Origin of the sequence: Acidovorax sp. SUPP2539 (genome assembly GCF_030158975.1) — a bacterium.
GTDB lineage: Bacteria > Pseudomonadota > Gammaproteobacteria > Burkholderiales > Burkholderiaceae_C > Paracidovorax.
In genome coordinates, this window is the sequence record NZ_BQXJ01000001.1 from 931,472 (window position 1) to 953,380 (window position 21,909).

General features: G+C 70.1%; 23 protein-coding genes and 1 pseudogene. 9 read left to right on the top strand and 15 right to left on the bottom strand.

Translation table 11 applies throughout. The features are described from left to right. Positions 1–195: 195 nt before the first annotated feature. The 5 genes from AVTE2539_RS04205 to AVTE2539_RS04225 form a co-directional block, all read right to left on the bottom strand. A complete protein-coding gene (locus AVTE2539_RS04205; protein ID WP_284409480.1) occupies positions 196–588 on the bottom strand; it encodes a hypothetical protein in 393 nt (130 codons plus the stop codon). Beyond that, complete coding sequence (locus AVTE2539_RS04210; protein ID WP_284408467.1) at positions 585–1,538, bottom strand: ADP-ribosylglycohydrolase family protein; 954 nt, start codon at positions 1,536–1,538, stop codon at positions 585–587. The genes AVTE2539_RS04205 and AVTE2539_RS04210 overlap by 4 nt, the downstream gene beginning before the upstream one ends. A 192-nt stretch (positions 1,539–1,730) precedes the next feature. Continuing rightward, on the bottom strand, positions 1,731–2,747 hold the full coding sequence (locus AVTE2539_RS04215; RefSeq protein WP_284408468.1) for a GlxA family transcriptional regulator: 1,017 nt from the start codon (positions 2,745–2,747) through the stop codon (positions 1,731–1,733). Beyond that, complete coding sequence (locus AVTE2539_RS04220; RefSeq protein ID WP_272564472.1) at positions 2,744–3,052, bottom strand: DUF1272 domain-containing protein; 309 nt, start codon at positions 3,050–3,052, stop codon at positions 2,744–2,746. Before AVTE2539_RS04220 ends, AVTE2539_RS04215 begins: the two co-directional genes overlap by 4 nt. Positions 3,053–3,128: 76 nt before the next feature. Continuing rightward, the gene (locus AVTE2539_RS04225) at positions 3,129–3,695 is read right to left on the bottom strand and encodes a cysteine hydrolase family protein (protein ID WP_284408469.1); all 567 of its coding nucleotides are present in this window, start codon (positions 3,693–3,695) and stop codon (positions 3,129–3,131) included. 232 nt (positions 3,696–3,927) lie between these two features. On the opposite strand from AVTE2539_RS04225, the gene AVTE2539_RS04230 reads away from it, so the two are divergent. Then, positions 3,928–5,007: an extracellular catalytic domain type 1 short-chain-length polyhydroxyalkanoate depolymerase gene (locus AVTE2539_RS04230; RefSeq protein ID WP_284408470.1), complete on the top strand. Its 1,080-nt coding sequence runs from the start codon at positions 3,928–3,930 to the stop codon at positions 5,005–5,007. Positions 5,008–5,135: 128 nt separating this feature from the next. On the opposite strand, the gene AVTE2539_RS04235 is transcribed toward AVTE2539_RS04230, so the two are convergent. From AVTE2539_RS04235 to purM, 4 genes and pseudogenes are all read right to left on the bottom strand, one after another. Beyond that, positions 5,136–6,761: a methyl-accepting chemotaxis protein gene (locus AVTE2539_RS04235; RefSeq protein WP_284408471.1), complete on the bottom strand. Its 1,626-nt coding sequence runs from the start codon at positions 6,759–6,761 to the stop codon at positions 5,136–5,138. 260 nt (positions 6,762–7,021) lie between these two features. Beyond that, positions 7,022–7,783 (bottom strand): annotated as a pseudogene (locus AVTE2539_RS04240) (IS5 family transposase); the annotation flags it as partial. Between the two features lie 53 nt (positions 7,784–7,836). Then, entirely contained in the window at positions 7,837–8,823 is a 987-nt protein-coding gene (locus AVTE2539_RS04245; RefSeq protein WP_372588278.1) for an AI-2E family transporter, read from the bottom strand. Between the two features lie 211 nt (positions 8,824–9,034). Next, positions 9,035–10,108: a phosphoribosylformylglycinamidine cyclo-ligase gene (purM, locus tag AVTE2539_RS04250; RefSeq protein WP_284408473.1), complete on the bottom strand. Its 1,074-nt coding sequence runs from the start codon at positions 10,106–10,108 to the stop codon at positions 9,035–9,037. Positions 10,109–10,429: 321 nt separating this feature from the next. On the opposite strand from purM, the gene hda reads away from it, so the two are divergent. From hda to folK, 4 genes are read left to right on the top strand one after another with little or no spacing between them, the layout of a single operon-like run. Beyond that, positions 10,430–11,128: a DnaA regulatory inactivator Hda gene (hda, locus tag AVTE2539_RS04255; protein ID WP_272548576.1), complete on the top strand. Its 699-nt coding sequence runs from the start codon at positions 10,430–10,432 to the stop codon at positions 11,126–11,128. Positions 11,129–11,188: 60 nt separating this feature from the next. Next, positions 11,189–11,890 (top strand): histidinol-phosphatase, encoded by a 702-nt coding sequence (locus AVTE2539_RS04260; RefSeq protein WP_284408474.1) that lies wholly within the window; start codon positions 11,189–11,191, stop codon positions 11,888–11,890. Beyond that, positions 11,887–13,557 carry a polynucleotide adenylyltransferase PcnB gene (gene pcnB / locus AVTE2539_RS04265; protein WP_284408475.1) on the top strand — a complete coding sequence of 557 codons (1,671 nt, stop codon included), beginning with the start codon at positions 11,887–11,889 and terminating at the stop codon, positions 13,555–13,557. The genes AVTE2539_RS04260 and pcnB overlap by 4 nt, the downstream gene beginning before the upstream one ends. Before the next feature lie 17 nt (positions 13,558–13,574). Further along, on the top strand, positions 13,575–14,084 hold the full coding sequence (gene folK, locus AVTE2539_RS04270; protein WP_284408476.1) for a 2-amino-4-hydroxy-6-hydroxymethyldihydropteridine diphosphokinase: 510 nt from the start codon (positions 13,575–13,577) through the stop codon (positions 14,082–14,084). A gap of 63 nt (positions 14,085–14,147) precedes the next feature. Here folK and AVTE2539_RS04275 read toward each other — a convergent pair whose 3' ends face one another. Then, entirely contained in the window at positions 14,148–14,792 is a 645-nt protein-coding gene (locus AVTE2539_RS04275) for a cysteine hydrolase family protein (RefSeq protein ID WP_284408477.1), read from the bottom strand. Positions 14,793–14,913: 121 nt separating this feature from the next. Here AVTE2539_RS04275 and AVTE2539_RS04280 point away from each other — a divergent pair, with 121 nt between their 5' ends. After that, positions 14,914–15,891: a GlxA family transcriptional regulator gene (locus tag AVTE2539_RS04280; RefSeq protein WP_284408478.1), complete on the top strand. Its 978-nt coding sequence runs from the start codon at positions 14,914–14,916 to the stop codon at positions 15,889–15,891. A 92-nt stretch (positions 15,892–15,983) separates the two neighbouring features. On the opposite strand, the gene AVTE2539_RS04285 is transcribed toward AVTE2539_RS04280, so the two are convergent. Next, positions 15,984–16,955, bottom strand: a complete 972-nt coding sequence (locus AVTE2539_RS04285; protein ID WP_272564462.1) for a tripartite tricarboxylate transporter substrate binding protein — start codon at positions 16,953–16,955, stop codon at positions 15,984–15,986. A gap of 156 nt (positions 16,956–17,111) precedes the next feature. On the opposite strand from AVTE2539_RS04285, the gene AVTE2539_RS04290 reads away from it, so the two are divergent. Next, positions 17,112–17,468, top strand: a complete 357-nt coding sequence (locus tag AVTE2539_RS04290) for a four-helix bundle copper-binding protein (protein ID WP_272564461.1) — start codon at positions 17,112–17,114, stop codon at positions 17,466–17,468. Between the two features lie 124 nt (positions 17,469–17,592). Then, positions 17,593–17,847 carry a hypothetical protein gene (locus AVTE2539_RS04295; protein ID WP_284394909.1) on the top strand — a complete coding sequence of 85 codons (255 nt, stop codon included), beginning with the start codon at positions 17,593–17,595 and terminating at the stop codon, positions 17,845–17,847. 51 nt (positions 17,848–17,898) lie between these two features. Here the strand turns inward: AVTE2539_RS04295 and AVTE2539_RS04300 are convergent, their stop codons facing one another. Next, complete coding sequence (locus AVTE2539_RS04300) at positions 17,899–18,999, bottom strand: CDP-6-deoxy-delta-3,4-glucoseen reductase (RefSeq protein ID WP_284408479.1); 1,101 nt, start codon at positions 18,997–18,999, stop codon at positions 17,899–17,901. Between the two features lie 45 nt (positions 19,000–19,044). Here AVTE2539_RS04300 and AVTE2539_RS04305 point away from each other — a divergent pair, with 45 nt between their 5' ends. Continuing rightward, a complete protein-coding gene (locus tag AVTE2539_RS04305) occupies positions 19,045–19,992 on the top strand; it encodes an NAD-dependent epimerase/dehydratase family protein (RefSeq protein WP_284408480.1) in 948 nt (315 codons plus the stop codon). A gap of 18 nt (positions 19,993–20,010) precedes the next feature. Here the strand turns inward: AVTE2539_RS04305 and AVTE2539_RS04310 are convergent, their stop codons facing one another. From AVTE2539_RS04310 to AVTE2539_RS04320, 3 genes are all read right to left on the bottom strand, one after another. Continuing rightward, complete coding sequence (locus AVTE2539_RS04310) at positions 20,011–20,694, bottom strand: DUF4124 domain-containing protein (RefSeq protein WP_284408481.1); 684 nt, start codon at positions 20,692–20,694, stop codon at positions 20,011–20,013. 50 nt (positions 20,695–20,744) lie between these two features. Next, entirely contained in the window at positions 20,745–21,311 is a 567-nt protein-coding gene (locus AVTE2539_RS04315; RefSeq protein ID WP_284408482.1) for a hypothetical protein, read from the bottom strand. 157 nt (positions 21,312–21,468) lie between these two features. After that, the gene (locus AVTE2539_RS04320; RefSeq protein ID WP_284394897.1) at positions 21,469–21,801 is read right to left on the bottom strand and encodes an antibiotic biosynthesis monooxygenase family protein; all 333 of its coding nucleotides are present in this window, start codon (positions 21,799–21,801) and stop codon (positions 21,469–21,471) included. Positions 21,802–21,909: the final 108 nt, after the last annotated feature.

Here is a 21,909-nt window from a genome sequence, read left to right on the forward strand (position 1 = left end):
CACGGTCGGTGGGGAAGGGCTGGCACCCCATTCGTTTTCGAACCTCACGTTGCAGCGCCATTCAGCCGGCGATGGCTGCGGGTCAAAAAACCTTTGGGCGCGGATCGTTCTTATCGGACCGAATTAGAAACAACGCCTCTTGCGGGCGATGCCGTTGGACCCAACGGGGGCGTCAAGGGTGCAACCCGGCCGGTATTATTTTTTCTTCTTCTTCTTGCCTTGATCGTGGTGCCACTTGATGGCTAAAAACATGCCCGTTCCGAGCACGATGACCTTGAACGCAATGAAGACGATAGGGAACCAATCCATTTTCTGAGCACTTCCTGGCGATTGCGTGAAAAGATCAATCGTGAGGTGCATGGCCTCCAAATGCTTTTCCGGTGGTTTCGTCGGCGCCGAGGCGGGTGCCGAACCCGGCCCCGATTGTTGCACTCGGCACGGCATTTCAGGGTCGGGCGGGGTGGGGCATTTTGCCTCACCGATCAGGGGCCCGGTGTGGTGAAGGGCGGTGTTCCTTAAGCGCCGGATCTTTCCGCGAGCCGCCGCCTTGGCGCCTTCTTTTTCCTTGCCGGTTCTGGCAGGAATCACTCCCAGGCGGCGAGCAGGCGGTCGAGTAAGGGCTCGACGAGGGGCTTTCCTTGAAGCTGCTCGCGCCATCGCAGCGGAATGCCTTGCTCGCCATAGAGCAGTCCCGCCCATCCCCCCGCGACGCAGGCGGTGGTATCGGTGTCGTTGCCAAAACCGATCGCGCACCGCACGCAGTCTTCGAAGTTGCGCGTGCGAAGGACGGCTGCAACGGACGACCAAAGGCAGTCCACCACATACCCGCTTCCGCTCAGGGGATCAAACCGCCCGTTCAAAAGGATGCGAAGTTCAAATCGCTCGGATTCGGATGTGTTCTCTTCGAGGTGCTCCTGGGCCCCGTCGAGCGCCTCCACGAACGAGAGGCCCCTGAGAAGGCGGGCGGATACCAAGGTCGCCAACGCGCACGCGAGCAGCGACCTCGGGTGCCCATGGGTGGGAAGGCTTTGCCTTCTCGCGCGGTCGATCAGGACCCGGTCGTCTGCAGCGGGAAGCAAGGCCGCGGGAAGCACCCGCATGAGCGACCCATTTCCATTGTTCCTCTCTTCGCAAGGGCCGCTCTGGCTGGGCGGCACACCTCGCCGGAGGTTCGCCAAGGCTTCCTGCGTCTGGATGCCGATGTCGAACACGCGGCCATCGGGTGTCAGTTCACCGGAGGAATGCCAGGACTGCAAGCCATCAGCGAACCTGCTTTCCAGTGCGTGGTCTCCATCGAGAAGAACCTTCAGCAGATGCAGTGCTTGCGCTCCGTCATCGCTCCAGGTGCCTGCAGGCACTCCCGGATGGGCGCGGCGAAATCCATCGGGCGGTGCCATCTCGATCAAGCGGAGTTCCGGCAGTTCTGCGGCATTGGAGAACTCGTAGGGCACCCCCAGCGCATCGCCAACGAGCAGGCCGTAGACCGCGCCCCGCAGGCGCGATCGGATGGAGAGGGGTGTGGGTTGGGTCTGTGGCATGGTGGATGACAGCAGTGAGCGGCTGGGCCGTTGGCAAAGTATGCCCTTCACAAGGCCCGAGTCAGCAGCGGCCCCCGCTTGGCGCTCCCACGCCCTTTGCGAACAGCCTTTCGCCGACGACCGGGTGGCGCTGCCCTGCACCCCGTGCCAGCAACCCGCCGAAAGCGGCCGCCCCGGACGCAGGCGCGCGCTCTAGAGGCCCGGCGGCCCTGCGCGGCCACCCGCTCCCCCGAGCTGCGACGGCGTCCCACCCCGCCCGAACTGCTTCCACGCCCGGCGCAGCTGCGTATCCGAACTGAACCCCGCCAGCGCCGCCGCCTCGGTCACGTTGCGCCCCGCCCGCAGCGCGGCCTCGGCAGTGGCCAGGCGGATGCGGCGCAGGTACTGCAGCGGCGCGATGCCGGCGTGGTCCAGGAACAGGCGGGTGAGGTGGCGCGGCGAGGCGTGCGCCACCTCGGCCATGGCGGGCACGCTCCAGTCGGCCTGGGGCTGCTGGGCGACCGCGTCCTGCACGCGGTGCAGCGCGCCGTGCAGGTGGTTGCGGTGGTGCAGGAAGGGCGACATTTCCGGGTCGTGCGGGCCGCGCCGCAGCGCCACCACCATGGTCTGCGCCACCTCGGCGGCGATGGCCGGGCCGCAGGCATCGGCGATGCGGTGCAGCACCAGGTCGATGCCCGTGGTCACGCCCGCGCTGGTGTGCAGGGCGCCATCGGCCACGAAGACGCGGTTGGCCACCACGTCGCAGCAGGGCTCCACCTCGGCCAGTTCGGCCAGGTGCTGGTGGTGCGTGGTGGCGCGCCGGCCGGCCAGCAGCCCCGCGTGCGCGGCCAGCACGGCGCCGGCGCACACCGTCACCAGTTCCAGGCGGCCCGTGGCCAGCCGCAGGCCGCGCAGCCAGTGCAGCAGTTCGCGCGCCTCGCTGCGCTGCACGTCGATGCGCTGCCCGGGCAGGCCCACCAGCACCACCCAGGCGGGCTGCGGCAGCGTGGCCGGCAGCGGCGCCAGCCCGGTCAGTGACACGCCGACCGAGGTGACCGATTCGGGCGCCGGGTTGACGAAGTGCAGCACGAAGCCCGGCGGCCCGCCCCGCGCCTGCAGCACCTGGTTGGCGATGCGCAGCGCCTCGGCGGGCCCGGCCCAGTCCAGCACCAGGCTGCCGGGCAGCAGCGCGAAGAAGACGTGGATGGGCGCGCCGGGGCCGCTGCTCATCGCTGTGCGGGCGGAATCTGCCGCAGGGCGGCGGAAAAGGCCGCGTGGGCGGCCGGGTCCACGGGCCGGTGGCGCACCACGGTGCTGGCGGGGTCGTTGCCCAGGAAGTTGTTGCCCTTGTGGTTGTGCGCCGGCCGGATCGGGCGCGGGGCGAAGCCGCCGCCGCAGTTGGGGCACACGTTGCCGAGCACGTGGTCCACGCAGTCGGCGCAGAAGGTGCATTCGAAGCTGCAGATGCGCGCGTCGGGCGAGGCGGGCGGCAGGGCGGTGTTGCAGTGTTCGCAGGTGGGGCGCAGTTCCAGCATGGCGGGTGTTCTTTCGTCGTGATGGCGGAGGGGCGGGGTGGACGGGGCGGAGGAGGGGGAGGGGGAGGGGGAGGGATCAGGCCGCGGCGGCCGCGCGCTCCAGCGCCTGGGCGGCGGTGCACACGGTGGCGAAGCGGTCCTGCAGCACGGTGGCCGTGCGGTCCCGGATGTCGGCGGCGGTGAGCGTGCGGCCGTCGGGCTGCACCATGTCCCAGGTGAGCGTGGCATCGAGGGCGTAGTCCACCTGCCAGCCCAGGTCGGAGGCATGGCGGGTGGTGGTCTCGCAGCACTGCTCGGTGCGGATGCCGCTCACGATCAGGCGCTGGATGCCGTGCTGCGTCAGCCAGACGGCCAGGCCCGTGTCCACCAGCGCGCTGTGGCGCGATTTGGTGAAGGTGGCGGCGGCGTCGAACGGCGCCAGCCCCTCCAGCGGGCGCACATGGCCGGACTCGATGGCGAACGGGTTGCCGGTATCGGCGGGGCCGTCGCTGTGGAAGATGCGCACCACCGGCACGCCCCGGGCCACGCAGCCCTCGATGAGTGCGTTCTGCGCGGCCAGGTAGGGCGGAAGGCTCTGCGCGGTGAAATAGGGCCGCTGGCGGAACGATTCCTGCGCGTCGATCACTATGAGACAGGTTTTCATGGGGGCGCTTCGATGGGTGGTGGAGTATGGCGCTGATTTTGAAAGCGGCGGCGGCCCGCGTCCGGCCCGGGGCGGCCAGGGATCGATCATTTCAGGACATGCTTCGATGGCACGCGGCCGGCGGGGTTGTAGGCCATGGCGCCCAATTCCAGTTCTGGCAGGCCTAAAAAATGCTGCACTGCAACAAAACTGGTATGGTGAACCCGCTACCCCGCCGATTGGACGACCGCCCATGCCCCGCAGCTCCCGCCTGTTCTCCCTGTCCGTTTTCACCCGGGCCTACCAGCGCAACCTGAAGGCGCTGGCCCGCGCCACGCGCCCCGCGCGGGTGAAGGCGGCCGCCAAGCCCCTGCTGTCGCTGGTGAATGCCGCCACCCCCAAGGCCCGGGCGCCGCGCAAAGTGCCGCCCGGGGCCGGCGAATGGATCGGCGGCATCGCCCCCGGCCCGGCCGGCGCGCGGCGCTTTCACCTGCACATTCCCCCGGGCCTGGCCCTGGGCGCGGGCGAAAAGCTCCCCATGATGGTGATGCTGCACGGCTGCGGGCAGACGGGGGCCGATCTGGCCGCCAGTTCGCGCATGAACCGGCTCGCCGCCCGCGAGCGTTTTCTGGTGCTGTACCCCGAGCAGGAGCGCATCGCCAACGCGCAGGGCTGCTGGAACTGGTTCTCGCACCGCAACGGCAAGGCCCACGCGGAAGCGGCCACGCTCATGGCGGCGGTGGAGCAGGTGGCGCGGCGCCATCCGGTCGATCTCACGCGCGTGGCGGTGGCCGGCCTGTCGGCCGGCGCGTGCATGGCGGTGCTGCTGGCGGCCCGCTATCCGGAACGGTTCTGCGCGGTGGCCATGCATTCGGGCGTAGCGCCGGGCACGGCGGAGTCGTCCGCCCAGGCGCTGGCCGCCATGAGCGGGCGCCGCGAGGCCCTGCTGCCCGAGCCTGCGCCCCCGGTGCTGGGCATGGGACCGCCCCCGCCCGAAGGCCCGCTGCCCTTGCCCCCGCTGCTGGTGCTGCACGGCGAGGCCGACGGCGTGGTGTCGCCCCGCAACGCCTGCGCCACGGCCGAGCTGTGGGCGCAGGCTTTGGGCGCCAAGGCCGGCGCCGCGCGCATGCAGCAGCGCGGCAAGCGGCACACCACGCGCCTGACCGAGTTCAAGCGGCAGGGCCGCACCGTGGTGGCGCTGCGCGAAATCCTGGGCCTGGGGCATGCCTGGAGCGGCGGCCTGGCCAGCGTGCCCTACAGCGATCCGGACGGCCCGGACGCCTCCGCGCTGATCTGGGCGTTCGTGGTGCGGCAGTTCCCACCGGCGCCATGAGGGATTGATGGTGAAAAGAGGCTGATGCCCTAGATCTATATGTGCTGAGTGCTATTAAAAAAATAGCAAATAACGTTTCTTGGACACCCTGGTGTGGGCCGGTGCCACCACCGCAGCGAGCGCTGGCGTCAGTTCAACTGCCGACGGGCCGGCCCCGGCCGACGCAGCACAGCCTGCCCCGTGCCTTGCCCTGAACCTTCCGAGCCTTCCGCGGCCCGGTACAGGTGAAAGGCCGCCACCACCTGCTTGAGTTCGTTGGCCTGCTGCTGCAGCGAGGCGGCAGCGGCGGTGGCCTGCTCGACGAGGGCGGCGTTTTGCTGCGTGCCTTGGTCCATCTGCGAGATGGCTTCGTTGATCTGCTCAATGCCGTCGGTCTGCTCGCGGCTGGCCTGGCTGATGTCTTCGATCACGGCGGACACGCGCAGCACGCTGTCCACGAGGTTCTGCATGGTCGTGCCGGCTTCCTGCGCCAGCTGGGTGCCGGCCTTCACCTGCTCGGCGGAGTGGCTGATCAGCGCCTTGATCTCCTTGGCCGCCTCGGACGAGCGCTGCGCCAGGCTGCGAACTTCGGTGGCCACCACCGCGAAGCCACGCCCTTGTTCGCCGGCCCGCGCTGCCTCGACCGCTGCGTTCAGGGCGAGGATGTTGGTCTGGAACGCGATGCCTTCGATTACCCCGGTGATTTCGGACACCTTGCGCGACGACGCATCGATGGAGCCCATGGTCTGCACCACCTTGTCCACCACCGTGCCGCCCTGGCGCGCCACGTCGGACGCCGATTGCGCCAGCACGCTGGCCTGCCGGGCGTTGTCCGCGTTCTGCTTCACGTTGGAGGTCATCTCCTCCATGGAGGCGGCAGTCTGCTCCAGCGCGCTGGCCTGCGATTCGGTGCGGGCCGACAGGTCGTGGTTGCCGGCGGCGATCTGTTGCGAGGCGCCCGCGATGTGCTCGGTGCCGTCGCGCACGCGCTGCACGATGCGGTGCAGGCTATCGCGCATGGCCTGCATGTCCAGCAGCAGGCTGGAGTGGTCGCCCTGGCGCGTGTCCACCGCCACCGACAGATCACCCTCCGAAATGCTGCGGGCAATGGTGCGTGCGTACCCGGGCTCGCCGCCCAATTGGCGCAGCAGGTTGCGCGATATCAAGGTGCCTATCACCAGCAGCGCAGCCCCCAGCAGCGCCGCCACCAAGCCGAACCCCAGGGCGCGCTGCCAGATGGCGGCGTTGACCGTGTCGATGTACACGCCCGATCCGATCACCCAGCCCCAGGGCGCGAAACCCTTGACGTACGACGTCTTCTCGACCGGCGCTTCGCTGCCGGGCTTGGGCCACAGGTAAGGCACGAAGCCTGCGCCGCTGGCCTGTACGGTGCGCACGAATTCCATGAACAGCGGCTTGCCGTTGGGGTCCTTGTTGTCGGTCAGGTCCTTGCCGTTCAACTCGGGGCGCACCGGGTGCATCACCATGCGAGGGTGCATGTCGTTGATCCAGACGTATTCGTTGCCGCTGTAGCGCAGTGCCTGGATGGCAGCGGCCGCGCGCTTGCGGGCCTCTTCGTCGGAGAGTCCGCCCTTGGTGCTCAGGTCATGGAAGTGCGTAGCGATGCCGTGCGCCGCCTCGACCACCTGGCGCACGCCGGTCTGGCGCTCTTGCAGGATGAGCTGTCGCTCGGAGATCAGGAACCACGCCGTCATCACCGCGATGCCGAGAATGGCGCTCAGCAGGAGGAGGGCCAGTTTTCTTGCGATGGTCATGGGAACCCTTTGAGGCAAGCGATTGGGGTCGTGGGACGCTGCACGCCGTCCCACGGGCTGCGTGGCGCGCCGGACAAGCGTAATGCTGGAGTGGAAGGCGCTGGCTCGGCACAAACCCGTGGGGCGGTTTTGTGACATGGGCTTTGCGCGCGGGGGGCGGGCCGCGATGGAGGTGCGGGTGGCAGGGCAGGGCTCCGCTGCCAGGCGCAGGTCCGCGCTGCCTGGAAGATCTGCCTGAACGCGCGGCCTGGAGCGTGTGATGAACTTCCTGCCCGAGCCAGCACTTTTGCGGTGGTGGGCCGCATGAGCATCGCAAAGACAAGGAACGGTAGCCCGCCGGGCACTTTGGGCAGTCGCTCGCAGTCCCGCGAGAGCCCTGCGGAATCTCGCCCGCCAGCCGAAGCTGCGCTCCACCACCCAGCGCCGGGGCAGCAAGACGAAGCCCTTCTTCGCCTCCGGCAACGTCATGGTCTGCAGGTCGATCCCGTTGTCCTGCGCCGCCTTTGATGCAGCCTACACCCGTGTAGCCCTGGTCCGCCCAGGCACGCTGCACTGTGCGGCCCGTGGCCTGCGTCACGTCCTTGCACAGGCGGTGCAGCTGGGCACGCTCCTGTTCGTCAGCCGGCGTGACAGGCACCGCCAGCAGGTGCCCCAGCGTGTCCACGGCCATGTGAACCTTGCTGCCGCGCTCATCTGCACGTGCGCCCATTCATCACCACGGCGCTGGGCTGGCCTTGGCGACCCTGCGCCACGCGAATGATGGAGCGCAGTTCGAGACCATCGCCTCGAAGCAACCCGCGTCCAACCAGCGCCGGCGTGCTGATAGACCACCTCCCAGGGCGGCGGGACCATGGGGCTGCATCCGCCAGGGCGGTCCCGCGCGTAACAGCCAGTGCAGGCATTGAAGACTTCCCGCAGATCGTGCCCTCGCTGGGAGCGTGCCGGTCCATCAGGGGCAGATAGGGTGCCGCGAAGCTCCATTCTTCATCGCTGACGTCCCTTGGGTACGGCTCGCGGGGCATCCGCAAACGCTGCTCACGGCTTTGCTCTCACTGAGAAAAGTGCATAACACGCACTAGACGAGCTGCGCTGCCTGCAGTTCCTTCTTGAGGTACGCGTAGAACAGCGGCGCCGCCACCAGCCCGGCCGGGCCGAACACCGCTTCGGCCACGAACATCACCGCCAGCAGTTCCCACACGCCCATGTGGGTGCGCTGGCCGACCACCTTGGCGTTGATGACGTATTCGGCCTTGTGGATCAGGATCAGGAACGCCAGGCAGGCGATGGCCGCGGCCGGCGACACCGACAGCCCCACGATGGTGATGACCGCGTTGCACAGCAGGTTGCCGACGATCGGCACCAGCCCCGCCAGGAAGGTGAGCGTGATCAGCGCGGGCGTGTAGGGCAGCTGCAGGTCCCACAGCGGCAGCACGCCCAGCAGGAAGATCGCCGTCAGCAGCGTGTTGAACGCCGCGATCCAGAACTGCGCCGCCACGATCTGGCGGAAGGCCTCGCCGAACCAGGTGATGCGCGCCGAGAGCGCCTCGGCCAGTGGTCCGCGGGCCCCGTCCAGCGTGCGCACGGCGGCCAGGGCCCCGATCAGCAGGCCCACGTAGGCATGCAGCAGGCCGCTGAGCCACGCGCGGCCGGCCATGGCCAGCGCGCCCGCCTTGGCGCCCAGGTAGCCGGCGATGGTGCGCTGGATCTCCACCGCGCCTTCGGGCAGGTGCGAGGCGATGTCGGGCGGCAGCTTCAGGCGCAGCTCCAGCACCGTGCGGGCGAGAAAGTCGAGCAGTTCGCGGTACTGCTGCGGTGCCTCGACGATGTAGCTGCGCGAATGCGAGGCCGCCAGCACGATGAGCGACAGCGGCGCCAGCATGACCACGGCCGCCGCGATCACTTGGCCCGCCGTGGCGCCGCTGCCGGACGGCCGGTGCACGCTGCGCCCCGGCGGCCAGGCCAGGCGCGGCGCCAGCCAGCGCGTGAGCAGAAACCCCAGGCAGGCGCACAGCAGGCCGGGCAGCAGGCCCTGCCACATCACCAGCAGCAGGGCTGCGGCCATGAGCACGTAGCTGGCCGTGACCACGCCGCGGGGCCGGGCGGGGGGAGTGGCCAAGGCCTGGGAAGGGGCCGCCGCTGCGGTGCCCGCAGGCACGCCGGCTCCGGCCGGGCCGGGCTCGGTGGGGGCCGCCCGCACGGGGCCGGCGGCGGAGGGCGGAACGTCGTGCGGTGCGAGCGGCTCCATCATGGGCGGCGGGGTGCGGCTGAGGGGGTCAGCCCACCACCACGGGCGCGCCGTCGCCGCGTTCGGCGATGGTGCCGATCGTGTAGACCGTCTCGCCCAGCGAGCGCAGCGTGGCGGCCGTGGCTTCGGCCTCGGACGCCGAGACCACCACCACCATGCCGATGCCGTTGTTGAAGGTGCGGTTCATCTCGATGTCGTCGATGCCGGCCGTCTTCTGCAGCCAGGCGAACAGCTCGGTCTGCGGCCAGCTGCCGGCTTTCAGGTGGGCGGCCAGGCCCTCGGGCAGCACGCGCGGAATGTTCTCCAGCAAGCCGCCGCCCGTGATATGGGCCAGGGCCTTGATGCCGCCGGCCGATGCCGCATCCTGCGGCGCAGGGTGCTTGGCCAGCGCGGCCAGCACGTTCTTCACATACAGGCGCGTGGGTTCCATGACGGCTTGCTTGAACGGCTTGTCGTCCAGCGTGGCGGGGACCGACTCGCCGGCCCGCTCGATGCACTTGCGCACCAGGCTGAAGCCGTTGGAATGCACGCCGGCCGAGGCCAGGCCCAGCACCACGTCGCCGGCCGCCACGGTCTTGCCGGTGAGGATCTTGGATTTTTCGACCGCGCCGACCGCAAAGCCGGCCAGGTCGTACTCGCCGGCGGGGTACATGCCGGGCATTTCGGCCGTCTCGCCGCCGATCAGGGCGCAGCCCGACAGTTCGCAGCCCCGGGCGATGCCGCCCACCACGGCCGCGGCCGTGTCCACGTCCAGCTTGCCGCAGGCGAAGTAGTCGAGGAAGAACAGCGGCTCGGCACCCTGCACCAGCACGTCGTTCACGCTCATGGCCACCAGGTCGATGCCCACGGTGTCGTGCATGTTCCATTCGAAGGCCAGCTTGAGCTTGGTGCCCACGCCGTCCGTGCCGCTCACCAGCACCGGCTCCTGGTAGCGCTTGGGCACCTCGAACAGGGCGCCGAAACCGCCGATGCCGGCTAGCACGCCCTCGCGCATGGTCTTCTTGGCGAGCGGCTTGATGCGCTCGACCAGCGCGTCGCCGGCATCGATGTCGACGCCAGCGTCTTTGTAGGAGATGGGGGTGGAGGAGTCGGAGGAGCTCATGGAAGGGTTCGTGAGTGCTGGTGGGCCCGCGCGGCGGGCTGGAGCGGCGGATTTTAAAGGCCCCGCCCGCCTTGCCCGCCAATGCCCCCGCGGGCCGGCGGATGGCGTGGCCGCGGGTGGCCTGTGGCGCCATGGCCGGACGGGGCGCCGCGGCAGACTAAAATTCGCGCCGGCGTGTCCCGCGCGCCCTGCCATCCGGCCCTTTGCCATTCCCACTTCCATGCCGCCTCGCCCCCCACTGCCGCCCTTCGTCCCGCACCGCGCCTGCCGCTGCGGTCCGGGTGCGCGGCGCGTGTGGTGCGCCATGCCGGGGCGCGGCGCATGAAGCAGCTCGCGCTCGACATCGGCCTGGCCACCGGGCCCACGCTGTCCCGGTTCTTTGCCGGCACCAACGAGGCGGCCCTGCAGCACCTGCGGCTGGCCGTGGGCGACGGCGCCGTCGAGGTGCTGCGCTCGCCGGTGCCCACTTATCTCTGGGGCGAGTCGGGCAGCGGCAAGACTCACCTGCTGGAGGCCGTGCGCGAGGCGCTGCGCGAGCAGGGCGCCTCGGTCGGCTGGCTCGATGCCTCGGTGGCCGAGCCCACGGCGTTCGACGACCGCTGGTCCGCCGTGCTGCTGGACGAGGTGCACCTGTACAACACGGCCCAGCAGGCCGCCGCCTTCAACTGGTTCGTCAATGCCATCAGCCCCGCCGTGGGCGAGCCCCGCTGGGTGCTGGCCGCCGGCCAGACGCCGCCGGCCGACCTGCCGCTGCGCGACGACCTGCGCAGCCGCCTGGGCTGGGGCCACATCTTTCAGCTGCACCTGCTGGGCGAGGCCGAGCGCCGCGCCGTGCTGCGCCAGGAGGCCGACGCGCGCGGCATCTTCCTGGGCGACGATGTGATGGACTACATGCTCAAGCGCTTCTCGCGCGATCTGGGCAGCCTCATGCAGCTGCTGGACCAACTGGATAGCTTCGCCCTGCGCACCCAGCGCGCCATCACCATTCCCCTGCTGCGGGCCATGCTGGAGTCCGAATAGCCGCGCACGCTGCCGGTTTTGCCTCCCCCCTTCCGCCCCTTTTTCCACACCCCACACCGCATGAACCCTGAACCCCCGGCGCAACGCCCTCGGCTGGCCCTGTTCGACCTCGACCACACGCTGCTGCCGCTCGACTCCGACTACGAGTGGGGCGAGTTCACCATCCGCATCGGCTGGAACGACCCGGTGGAGTTCGGGCGCCGCAACGACGAGTTCTACGCCCATTACCAGGCCGGCACGCTGAACGTGCACGACTACGTGCGCTTTGCCATCGAGGCCGTGCGCCAGCGCGGGCCCGAGGCCGCCGCAGCGGCGCATGCGCAGTTCATGCGCGAGGTGATCGGGCCGGCCATCCATCCGCAGGCGCTGGAGCTGGTGCGCCAGCACCAGGCGGCGGGCGACCAGGTGGTCATCATCACTGCCACCAACGAGTTCGTGACCGGCCCCATCGCCCAGGCGCTGGGTGTGGACGAACTGCTCTCCATGGGCCTTGCGCGCGACGCGCAGGGCTGGTACACCGGCGCCATCGAGGGCACGCCGACCATGCGCGAAGGCAAGGTGCGGCGCATGGAAGAATGGCTGGCGGCGCGCGGCCTGGCCTGGAGCGGCGTGGAGAGCACGTTCTACAGCGACTCCATGAACGATGTGCCGCTGCTCGAAACCGTCGATCACCCGGTGGCCACCAACCCCGACCCCCGCCTGCGGGCGATCGCGCAGCAGCGTGGCTGGCGCATATTGGATCTCTTTCCCACCCAACCATGATCAAGAAGTTCATCGACAAACTGCTGGGCAAGGGCGCCCCCGGCGCCGGCCGCGGAAAGAACCGCTTCGGCAAGCGCGAGGAAGTGCCTGCCTCGGTGCACGGCATCAACCCCGAACTGGTGGACCGCCGCGCGGCCGACGTGGTGCGCACGCTCAAGGCGGCGGGCTATGAGGCCTACATCGTGGGCGGCGCCGTGCGCGACCTGCTGCTGGGCCTGCGGCCCAAGGACTTCGACGTGGCCACCAATGCCACGCCCGAGCAGGTCAAGGGCCTGTTCCGCCGCGCCTTCATCATCGGCAAGCGCTTTCGCATCGTGCACGTGGTGCACGGCCGCGGTCGCGAGCACGAGGTGATCGAGGTCTCCACCTTCCGCGCCTACCTGGACAACACCGCCATCGAGCAGCAGGTGAGCGGCAACGAAAAGACCAGCAAGCAGCAACTGGTGGGCATGCAGCACGCCGTGGACGCCAGCGGCCGCGTGCTGCGCGACAACGTCTGGGGCCCGCAGGACGAAGACGCCACACGGCGCGACTTCACCGTCAACGCGATGTACTACGACCCCGAAACGCAGGTCGTGGTGGACTACCACAAGGGCATCCAGGACGCGCAGAAAAAGCTGCTGCGCATGATCGGCGACCCGGCCACGCGCTACCGCGAAGACCCGGTGCGCATCATCCGCGCCGTGCGTTTCTCGGCCAAGCTCGCGGGCCTGGGTTTCACCATCGAGCCCAAGACGGCGGGCCCGCTGATCGAGTCGCAGGCGCTGCTGGCCGACGTGCCGCAAAGCCGCATGTTCGACGAAATGCTCAAGCTGCTGCAGACGGGCCACGCGCTGGCCACGATCGCGCAGCTCAAGAAGCTGGGCATGGCGACCGGCATCTACCCGCTGCTGGACGTGGTGGTCGAGCGTGCCGATTCCTCCTTCGTGAGCGCCGCCCTGGCCGACACCGACCGCCGCGTGGGCGAGGGCAAGCCCGTGGCGCCGAGCTTCCTGCTGGCCTGCGTGCTGTGGCAGGACGTGAAGACCGGCTGGGACCGGCGCATCGCGCAGCGCGAGCAGCCGTTTCCTGCGCTGCAGGACGCCATCGACGACGTGTTCGAGCGGCGCATCGGCGACGTATCGGGCCGCGGCAAGCTGGCCGCCGACATGCGCGAGATCTGGGTCATGCAGCCGCGCTTCGACAAGCGCGTGGGCTCCACGCCCTACAGCATGGTGGCCCAGGCGCGCTTTCGCGCCGGCTTCGACTTCATGCGCCTGCGCGCCGATGTGGGCGAGGTCGAGGAGGCGCTGGCCGAATGGTGGCAGGAGTTCCAGCACGCCGACGACATGCGCCGCGACGACATGATCGACCAGGCCCGCGAAGAGCAGAAGTCCCGCCAGCGCAAGGCCCAGCCCGTCGTGCGCCGCGTGCCCCGGCCTGCGGCGGAGGCGGACGGCACTGCCGCCTCCCCTGGCGAGGCCCGCCCGGCCGCAGCCCCCTCCCGGGGCGATCAGGAAGGGCAGGACGGCCAGGACCATGAACCCGATGGCGGCGAAGACCCGGCCGGCGACGGCCAGGCCGCCCCCAAGAAGCGCCGCCGGCGCCGCCGCAAGCCTTCGGGCGGTGGCGGTGGCGGCGGCGAGGGCGCGGCCCCCGCGGCCTCGTCCGGCCCTTCGGGCGATTGAACGGGGCGGGGCACGGCATGGCGGCGGTGTCCTTTCCTGCGGGCGGCCCCGGCACCCCCGTCTCCGCCTGGATCGGTCTGGGGGCCAACCTGGGCGATGCGCGGGCAGCGCTGCTCGGCGCGCTCGATGCCATGGCGCGATGGCCCGGCAGCCGACTGTTGCGGGTGTCGTCGCTGTACCGCAGCGCGCCGGTGGATGCCGGTGGCCCGGACTACTGGAATGCCGTGGCCGAACTGGCCACCCCGCTGGCCGCCATCGACCTGCTGCATGCTCTGCAGGCCATCGAGCAGGCGGCCGGCCGTGAGCGCCCCTACCGCAACGCGCCGCGCACGCTGGACCTGGACGTACTTCTGTACGGCGACGAGCGCATCGACACCCCGGAACTCACCGTGCCCCATCCGCGCATGGGCGAGCGGGCCTTCGTGCTGCAGCCACTGGCCGAGATCGCACCCGGGCGCGTCGAGCCCGCCCGCCTGGCCGCCGTGCAGTCGCAGCGCATCGAGCGGCTCGGACCCTTCTGGCCCTGAACAACCCCCCGCGCTCCGCAGGGAGCGCCGACGGGTCGGTGTTCGCCGCTACTGCGCTACTGTTCAGGCGGCCTCGCGCCCGCGCTGGTTCGACGAATACACATCGCCCTTCGGCAGGGTCTGGCCGGCCTGCACGGCCGCCAGCCAGTCCCGGGTCGTCGCCACCGCCGCGAAGTTGCTGTGGAACACCACGCTGAACACGCGGTGGATTTCCTCGGCGCTCACGCGGCCGGCCGCATTGGCATAAGGCAGGGCGCCGCTGGCATCACTCAGGAACTCCACGGCCAAACCCCGGTGCGCCGCTTCGAACACCGTGCTGGCGTCGCAGTTGTGCGTCATGTAGCCCACCACGGTCAGCGTGTCGATGCCGCGGGCAGCCAGCCAGTCGGCCAGGTCGGTGTTCGCAAAGACGCTGGCGAGCTGTTTTTCGATGCGGTGGTCGGCAGGCCGGCGCGCCACTTCCGGGTGCAGTTGCCAGCGGTCCGTGGCCTTGTCGAACACGGGCGCGCCTGTGGGCGCGGTGTGCTGCACCACCACCACCGGCACGCCGGCGGCCTGAGCGGCGTCCATGGCGCGGGCGATGTTGGGCAGCGTGTCCGCCACCGGCGGGTATTCGATGGGCAGGTTGCCGCCCGCGAAGTATTCGTTCTGCACGTCGATGACGACCAGGGCGCGGCGGGGAGGGGTGGGGGTGGGGGTGGAGGGCATTCTCGAAGTCCTTTTGAAGGGTGGTTGCCTGAAGCGGCGGAAGGGTCGGAGGTGATTGTTCGCCTTTCGTGTCACCGCTGAAAGTGGCTGGATTGACACCGATCGATAGAATCGGGCCATCATGCGCAGCATCTCCCAGCCCGCCCCCGATACCGTGGCCGTCGTGGCCTTCGACGGCATCAGCCCCTTTCACCTTTCGGTGCCCTGCCTGGTGTTCGGCGAGGACCGCACGGCGCAAGGCGCACCGCGCTATCGGCTGCGCGTGTGCGGCGTGGCGCCCGGCCCGATGCGTACATCTGCCGGGTTCGGCATCGACGTGGCGCACAGCCTCGCGATGCTGCGGCGCGCGCAGATCGTGGTGGTGCCGTCCTGGCACGAGAACCTGGCCCCCGCGCCCCCCGAGCTGCTGGCCGCGCTGCGGGCCGCGCACCGCCGCGGCGCGCGCATCGTGGGTCTGTGCCTGGGGGCGTTCGTGCTGGCCGAGGCGGGGCTGCTCGACGGCCGCGCCGCCACCACCCACTGGGCGCTGGCGCAGGCGTTCGCGCAGCGCTACCCGCAGGTGGCGCTCCGGCCCGAAGTGCTGTACGTGGAAGATGGCACGGTGCTGACCTCGGCCGGCACCGCCGCAGGCATCGACTGCTGCCTGCACCTGCTGCGCCAGCAGCACGGTGCCGAGGCCGCCAACTGCGCCGCGCGCCGCATGGTGGTGGCCCCGCACCGGCAGGGCGGGCAGGCGCAGTACATCCAGCAGCCGGTAGCGCCCTCGGTGCGGGGGGATCGGCTTGCGCCGCTGCTGCAGTGGTTGGGCGAACACCTGCACGAGGCGCACACGCTGGAGGCGCTGGCCGAGCGTGCCGTGATGAGCCCGCGCACCTTCACGCGCCGCTTTCGCCAGTCCACCGGGACCACGGTGGGGCAATGGCTGCAGAACCAGCGCATCGCGCTGGCGCAGCGCCTGCTGGAGGGTGGAGACCAGTCGATCGATGCCGTGGCCGTGGCGTCGGGCTTCGGCTCCGCCGTCTCGCTGCGGCAGCATTTCTCGGCGGCGGTGGGCATTGCGCCCTCCGCCTACCGGCGGCAATTCCGCGCCGCCGCCTGAAACGATTGCTATTGAAAATATAGCTGCCGGAGCACGATGGGTATGCGCTGGTGGCCGTTTTGATCCAAGGGCGGCTGCGTGCCCTGGCCTGGTCAGTCGACCTTCGCGCCGGAAGCCTTCACCACCTGCTGGTACTTGGCCCGCTCCGACGCCATGAAGGCATCGAACTGCTCGGGCGTGGTGCCCACGGGCTCGGCCATGAGGGCTGCGAAGCGCGTTTTGGTCTCCGGCGCGTTGAGGGCGGCCACGAAGGCCTTGTTCAGCTTGGCGATGACGGGCTTGGGCGTGCCGGCTGGCGCCACGAGGCCCCACCACGTCTCGATCGCAAAGCCCTTGAACGTGGCCGACAGCGGGGGCACGCCCGGCAGCATGGCGCTGGCCTGCGGCGAGGTCACTGCGAGCGCCTTGAGCTTGCCCGAGCGGATGTTGGGCGCGGCGGCGGCCAGGTTGTCGATGTTGAAGTCCACTTCGCCGGCCAGCAGCGCCAGTTGCGCGGGACTGGCACCGCGGTAGGGAATGTGCAGGGCGTAGATGCCGGCGCGCTGCTTGAACATTTCGCCGGCCAGGTGGCCTGCGCTGCCGTTGCCGCCGCTGCCGTAGTTCAGCTTGGCGGGGTTGGCCTTGGCGTAGGCGATCAAATCGGCCACGGTGTTGATCTTGAGTTCCGCCGCCTTGGCCGCATTGATGACGAGCACGTTGGGCACGCTCACCATTTGCGTGATGCCGGCAAAGTCCTTGGCCGCGTCGTAGGGCATGCGGCTGTAAAGCCAGGGGTTGACGGCATGCGTCGCCGTGGCGGCCAGGCCGATGGTGAGACCGTCCGGCGCGGCCTTGGCGACGGCATCGGCGCCGATGTTGCCGCCCGCGCCCGCCTTGTTGTCGATGATCACCGTGCCCAGCGTGTCGCGCACCCGCTCGGCCAGCGCGCGGGACGTGACGTCCAGCGGCCCCCCGGGTGCGTAGGGCACGATCAGCCGGATCGGCGCATCCTGCGCGTAGCCCAGCGGGGATGCAAACGCCGTGGCGAGGGCGGCGGCCGAGAGAAGGAGGTTTCTGCGATTCATGCTGCCATTGTGCAAAAAATTGAAAGGGGGTCCGGCGGTGCGAGGTCGCAGCGCCGTCCTACAGGTTCCGTGAGGGGGCATTTCTATAAACGTCGAAGCCGTTTCCCAGTTTGCACCCCATCACGCGCCGCCGCACCGGCGGAAAAAGGACATTCCATGCCGCAGGCCGCCCCACACGACACCGTCACCGCATCGCGCTATGCCGAGTGCATTCGCGCCTGCAACGAATGTGCCGATGCGTGCGACTACTGCGCGGCCGCGTGCCTGCGCGAGCCCGAGCCCCGCTGCATGGTGCAGTGCATCGCCCTGGACATGGACTGCGCCGCGCTGTGCCGCGTGGCCGCCGCCGCCATGGCCCGCGAAAGCGCCCACGCGCCGGAGATCTGCGCCCTGTGCGCCCGACTGTGCGATAGCTGCGCCAACGAGTGCGCCCGGCACGGCATGGCCCACTGCCAGGCCTGCGCCGAAGCTTGCCGCCGCTGTGCCGAGGCCTGCCGCGCGCTGTCGCGCTGAAGACCGTCCATCAATGCCGGTGGATGGCTATTACCGGTTGTTACTTCTGCGATACCGTGCGGAAGTGACCGCTTAAGGTCCGGGGCGTTGAATGGCGTCTCGGACCCCGCACCAAGGAGCCACCATGTCCATCCGCCTCATCACCCTCGCCGCCGCTTCGGTGGCCACCAGCCTGCTCACCGGCTGCGTCGTGGCCCCGGTCGGCCCGGGCTATTACGCCGGGTCCGGCTATTACGGCGGGCCGGGCTACTACCAGACCGAATCCGTGTACGTGGCGCCGCCGCCCGTGGTGGTGGCGCCGACCATCGGCTTCTTCGGCGTCTATGGCCGGGGCGGCTATGGGCGTGGCTATTACGGCCGGCCGGGCTGGCGCCGCTGAAGGCCGCGCACCGGGGCGCGCTCCTTGCTGCAAGCTGGCGCCCGGACCGCGTCAGCCTGAGGTGGCTCCAGAGGGTTGGGCGGAAGGCTCGCTCGCCCCGTGCTTGTCGGCCTCTGACGTGAAGGCATCCGCGTAGAACTCATCGGGGGGGAGTTGGCGTTCCGCGCTGTACACCACCCGTGCCGTATCGACCACGATGGGGGCGCCGCAGGCATAGACCTGGTGGCCCGACAGGTCGGCATGGTCGTCCATCACGGCCTGGTGCACGTAGCCCGTGCGGCCCGCCCAGGCGTCTTCCGGCAAGGCATGGGACACCACGGGCACATAGGCCAGTTGGGGCATCGTGGCCATGCGTTCGCGCACCCAGTCATCCATGTACAGATCGCCGGGACGGCGGCCGCCCCAGTACAGCGTGACCGGTCGCTCGATGCGCTTGGCCTGAATGTGTTCGAGCAGCGCCTTGATCGGGGCGAACCCCGTGCCCGAGGCCAGCAGGATGATGGGCTTGGGGCTGTCCTCGCGCAGGAAGAAGCTGCCGAAGGGGCCTTCCACGCGCAGGATTTCCTTTTCCTTCATGGCGCCGAACACGTGGTCGGTGAAGCGCCCGCCCGCCATGTGGCGGATGTGCAGTTCCAGCCCCGGCGCGTCGGCCTGCGTGTGGGGCGCGTTGGCCATAGAGTACGCGCGGCGCGCGCCGTCACGCAGGATGAATTCGATGTACTGGCCAGCGTGGTAGCGGAACGTGTCCGCTGCAGGCAACTGCAGGCGCACTTGCATGACGTCGTGCGACACCCGCGTGAGCGTGGACACGCGCACCGGCAGCTTCTTGATGGGGTAGGCGCTTTCATCGGTCACCTGGCGCGATTCGAGCACCACGTCGGTCAGTGGCTGGGCGCAGCAGGTGAGCACGAAGCCCGCGTCGGCCTCGGCCGCGCTCAGGGCCTTGGACTGGTGCTCGCCGTGGGCCACGGCGCCACTGAGCTTCTTGCACTTGCACGAGCCGCAGGCCCCGTCCTTGCAGCCGTAGGGCAGGCCCACGCCGCTGCGGATGGCGGCGGCCAGAATGGATTCGCCGGGCTGTGCGGCAAAGGCCCGGCCGCTGGGCTGTATGGTGATCTGGTGGGCGGCTGCGGCCGTCTCTGCGGGGGTCATGGAGTGGGTATCCTTGGAGGTTCTTCTCGCCAAACGGATCCGATTTTGCCCTCAAACCAAAGCCCCCTCGGGGCCCTGCCGGCGCGATTTCGCCGCCAGCGCGTGCTCATCATCGGCTGTGGCGACGTGGGGCTGCGGGCAGCCCGGGTGCTGGGCGCATCGGCCGGCGGTCCCCGGCCCCGGGTGCTGGCGCTGACTTCCAGCCCCGAGCGCAGGGCGCCGTTGCGCGCCGCCGGCATCACCCCCCTGCTGGGCAACCTGGACGATGCGCCCAGCCTGCGCCGCCTGTCCGGCCTGGCCACCCGCGTCCTGCACCTGGCGCCCCCGCCGGGCGATGCGGTGGCCGGCGCCGCCAAAGGGTATGACGGCCGCACGGTCGCCCTGGCGCGGGCGCTGCGCCTGCGCACCTTGCCGCGCGCGCTGGTGTACGGCTCGACCAGCGGGGTGTATGGCGATTGCGGCGGAGCGTGGGTGACCGAGGCGCGTCCCGTCGCGCCCGCCACGTCCCGCGCGCAACGGCGGGTGAATGCCGAGCGCGCCGTGCGCCACCTGGGCCGCAGCGCCGTGCGCGCCAGCATCCTGCGCATTCCCGGTATCTATGCGCCCGATCGCGAAGGCGGCACGCCCGAAGCCCGCCTGCGCCGTGGCACCCCGGTGCTGCTGCCCGAGGACGACGTCTACACCAACCACATCCATGCCGACGACCTGGCCCGCGCCTGCGTGGCGGCCCTGTGGCGCGGCCAGCCGCAGCGCGTGTACCACGTGAGCGATGCGAGCGACATCAAGATGGGCGATTACTTCGATCTGGCCGCGGACCTGTACGGGTTGCCGCGCCCGCCGCGCATCGCGCGCAGCGCCGCGAAGGCGCATTTGCCCGCACCGCTGCTGAGCTTCATGGGTGAGTCCCGCCGACTGGATGCCACGCGGCTGCGCAAGGAACTGCGCGTGATGCTGCGCTACCCGACCGTGGCCCAGGGCCTGCGCGCGACCTGACGCGCCCACCCGCACGCATCAGCGCGGGTGGACGTTCCCTTGCTGGTCGTAGCAGCGGAACACGTTGCAGTGCGAAATCGGGGCGGAGGGCACCGGGAGCGCGGGTTGGACCACCACCGGGCGCCGGGGCGGCAGCACCACGACGGCGGGGGGCGCGTAGTAGTCGCCACTGCCGCCGCTGTAACTGCGAGACCGTTCGACCTCCGCATAGCCCTGCGGGCCGAGGCAGTCGAGGTCCATCTGGCGCTGGGCCGCGGTCAGGCGGGCCTGGCCGTCGTAGTTGCCCCCGCCCGATTCGTTGGCCACCCGGTCGAGGTTGCGGCGCGAGCGGGCGCATTCGGGCGATCGGGACGGATCGGCTGGGGCCCGCGCGGCGGCGCGCTCACGGTCCTGGCGTGCCTCCTGCTGGGCTTCCTGGCGCTCGATCTGCTGGCGCTGCTGCTTGAGCTGCAACGCCTGCAGGGCCTGGGCCCGCTCCTCCTCGATTTCCTCGCGGCTCTTGCGGGCCTCGACCTCGCGCGCGGCCGTGCCTTTGTCGCAGGCACCGTCGGTGTAGGTGACCTTGCCGGAGGCGGGGTCGGTGCAGCGCATCACCTGGGCATGGGTGGCCAAGGGGGCTGCAGCGCACGCCGCCACCGCCAGCGCGGCGCCGAAGCGCCATGCGGCGGAGCGAGAGGCTAGAAAGGCAGGGCGCTGGATCATGGCCGTTTCCCGTGGGCGATCGGTCGGTTCAGGTCGGTGGTGCCGGGCGGTCAGGGCCGGTTCTGGGGATTTTGCTCCAGGCGCCAGCCCGGTGCCGGCCGCTGGTCTTGCGCGCCCGGCGGGCGGCGGTCTTCGCCACGCTGGCGGTCGGCCTGTTCGCGACGCTGCCGGTCCAGCTCGGCGCGCTGGCGGTCCATCTCGGCACGGCGCCGGTCGGCATCCGCACGCTGGCCGTCCCGGTCCCTGTCGCGGCGGCGGTCGGCGTCGCGCGCTTCCCGGGCCTCGCGGTCCCGGCGGTCGCGCCAGGCGCGCTCGCGGTCTTCGCGCATCTGCCGTTCACGCCAGTCGTCCCGGCGATCGTCACGGCGGTCCCAGCCATACGCCGGCACGGGCGTGGGTACATAGACGGGGTAGGCGGGCCGGCTGTAGCCATAGGCCGGCTGTTCGTACACGGTGATCGACGTCGAGCCATTGGCCGGGTAGGGATAGGACGGCGCTGCCGGATAGTTGGCGGACGGATAGGCGGGCTCGTAGTACGGGTCGCCGGGCACCGCGCAGCCCGTGGCCAGCACGGCCAGGGTGCCGGCGGCAAGGATTCGGAGGGCGGGGTGGAACATGGAAAGGCCTCGCTGGCTGGTGGCCGCGCTGCAGGGAGCGTCTGGCGGCCGATGGGTGACGGCGGCGGTCAGGCGACACGCCGCGCCCGTGTGTGACGCGCTGATGACCATTTTGGTTGACCTTGCGCGGGCGCCATTGTCAGGCTTTGCCCCGTCTTCACACGGCGGCGGGGCGCGGCGCGGCAGAGGCATTTTGCAGGCCGGCCACGGGGGCGTAATGCAGCACGGTCGGGAACGGATCGTAGAACCCGTGCAGCAGCGACTTCCACGCCTGGTATTGCGGTGACTGCCGAAAGCCTTGTTCGTGCGCCTCGACCGTGGTCCAGCGCACCAGCAGCAGGTATTCCTGCGGGCGCTCCACGCAGTGGTGCAGTTCGTGCGAAAGGTATCCGGGCATGCGGGCGATGAGGCCCTGCGCCTCGGCGAAGGCCTGCTCGAAGGCGGCGTTCTGCCCGGGGCGGATGGTGAGCGGGGCGGTTTCCAGGATCATCCGGGCAGTCTATGCGACGGCCTCCCGGATGGATGGAGATGGATCGTGCCTCTGGTGGTGTGCCATGCGCGTCCCGCTCTACACTCTGCGGCTTTGCCTTCGGACGGC

Bases quoted from the DNA above. Each gene is read 5' to 3' on its own strand.
- AVTE2539_RS04245 (WP_372588278.1), bottom strand. From the start codon at position 8,823: ATGGCCGCAGCCCTGCTGCTGGTGATGTGGCAGGGCCTGCTGCCCGGC.
- AVTE2539_RS04235 (WP_284408471.1), bottom strand. From the start codon at position 6,761: ATGACCATCGCAAGAAAACTGGCCCTCCTCCTGCTGAGCGCCATTCTC.
- AVTE2539_RS04225 (WP_284408469.1), bottom strand. From the start codon at position 3,695: ATGAAAACCTGTCTCATAGTGATCGACGCGCAGGAATCGTTCCGCCAG.
- AVTE2539_RS04315 (WP_284408482.1), bottom strand. From the start codon at position 21,311: ATGTTCCACCCCGCCCTCCGAATCCTTGCCGCCGGCACCCTGGCCGTG.
- folK (WP_284408476.1), top strand. From the start codon at position 13,575: ATGGCGGCGGTGTCCTTTCCTGCGGGCGGCCCCGGCACCCCCGTCTCC.
- purM (WP_284408473.1), bottom strand. From the start codon at position 10,108: ATGAGCTCCTCCGACTCCTCCACCCCCATCTCCTACAAAGACGCTGGC.
- pcnB (WP_284408475.1), top strand. From the start codon at position 11,887: ATGATCAAGAAGTTCATCGACAAACTGCTGGGCAAGGGCGCCCCCGGC.
- hda (WP_272548576.1), top strand. From the start codon at position 10,430: ATGAAGCAGCTCGCGCTCGACATCGGCCTGGCCACCGGGCCCACGCTG.
- AVTE2539_RS04275 (WP_284408477.1), bottom strand. From the start codon at position 14,792: ATGCCCTCCACCCCCACCCCCACCCCTCCCCGCCGCGCCCTGGTCGTC.
- AVTE2539_RS04300 (WP_284408479.1), bottom strand. From the start codon at position 18,999: ATGACCCCCGCAGAGACGGCCGCAGCCGCCCACCAGATCACCATACAG.
- AVTE2539_RS04280 (WP_284408478.1), top strand. From the start codon at position 14,914: ATGCGCAGCATCTCCCAGCCCGCCCCCGATACCGTGGCCGTCGTGGCC.
- AVTE2539_RS04310 (WP_284408481.1), bottom strand. From the start codon at position 20,694: ATGATCCAGCGCCCTGCCTTTCTAGCCTCTCGCTCCGCCGCATGGCGC.
- AVTE2539_RS04215 (WP_284408468.1), bottom strand. From the start codon at position 2,747: ATGAGCAGCGGCCCCGGCGCGCCCATCCACGTCTTCTTCGCGCTGCTG.
- AVTE2539_RS04220 (WP_272564472.1), bottom strand. From the start codon at position 3,052: ATGCTGGAACTGCGCCCCACCTGCGAACACTGCAACACCGCCCTGCCG.
- AVTE2539_RS04290 (WP_272564461.1), top strand. From the start codon at position 17,112: ATGCCGCAGGCCGCCCCACACGACACCGTCACCGCATCGCGCTATGCC.
- AVTE2539_RS04230 (WP_284408470.1), top strand. From the start codon at position 3,928: ATGCCCCGCAGCTCCCGCCTGTTCTCCCTGTCCGTTTTCACCCGGGCC.
- AVTE2539_RS04320 (WP_284394897.1), bottom strand. From the start codon at position 21,801: ATGATCCTGGAAACCGCCCCGCTCACCATCCGCCCCGGGCAGAACGCC.
- AVTE2539_RS04285 (WP_272564462.1), bottom strand. From the start codon at position 16,955: ATGAATCGCAGAAACCTCCTTCTCTCGGCCGCCGCCCTCGCCACGGCG.
- AVTE2539_RS04210 (WP_284408467.1), bottom strand. From the start codon at position 1,538: ATGCCACAGACCCAACCCACACCCCTCTCCATCCGATCGCGCCTGCGG.
- AVTE2539_RS04295 (WP_284394909.1), top strand. From the start codon at position 17,593: ATGTCCATCCGCCTCATCACCCTCGCCGCCGCTTCGGTGGCCACCAGC.
- AVTE2539_RS04260 (WP_284408474.1), top strand. From the start codon at position 11,189: ATGAACCCTGAACCCCCGGCGCAACGCCCTCGGCTGGCCCTGTTCGAC.